The 655-nt window shown below is 35.7% G+C and carries 1 rRNA gene and 1 pseudogene; both read left to right on the forward strand.

Features of this window, described 5'->3' with window-relative positions:
- Positions 1 to 191: 191 nt before the first annotated feature.
- A 5S ribosomal RNA gene (gene rrf / locus C9J35_RS23210) occupies positions 192 to 307 on the forward strand.
- A 236-nt stretch (positions 308 to 543) separates the two neighbouring features.
- Positions 544 to 655 (forward strand): annotated as a pseudogene (locus C9J35_RS23215) (ArsR/SmtB family transcription factor); the annotation flags it as partial.

Here is a 655-nt window from a genome sequence, read left to right on the forward strand (position 1 = left end):
TGAGGTAGATAGGTTCGAGGTGGAAGTGTGGTGACACATGGAGCTGACGAATACTAATCGATCGAGGACTTAACCAAAATGTTTGAAACATTCAATGCACCGTTTATCCAGTTTTGAAAGAACAACATCTTTCTTAAATAGGGTTTCAAGAAACGAGTAGTTTTACTCTGTATATTGAAAGCCGACAATAGTCTAGTGATGATGGCAAAGAGGTCACACCCGTTCCCATACCGAACACGGAAGTTAAGCTCTTTAGCGCCGATGGTAGTTGGGGGCTTCCCCCTGTGAGAGTAGGACGTCGCTAAGCAATGAAGCAGTCAGCTGTGTGCTGGCTGTTTTTTTATTTGCAACTTTTAAGATATGGTGAATTGTTTAACGGAGTTGTAAAAAGAAATTTTCAAATTGGGTAAATATCTGTTGCAATTCAAAACATTAAATCATAATATAAGAATATAGTTATATAATGAAATGAGTCACCTTTTTTCAAGGTGATTTTATTTAAAATAATATATAAGCAAATAGTTATATAAGGAGTGCAGATAAATGGAAAACTCACTAATTGAAAAACAATTAAAAGCAGCAGCTGATTTGAATCGCATTAAATTACTTGCATGTATGAAAAATGGGGAGGTATGTGTATGTGATTTTGTGGATG

This window comes from Lysinibacillus parviboronicapiens, assembly GCF_003049575.1.
Lineage (GTDB): Bacteria > Bacillota > Bacilli > Bacillales_A > Planococcaceae > Lysinibacillus > Lysinibacillus parviboronicapiens.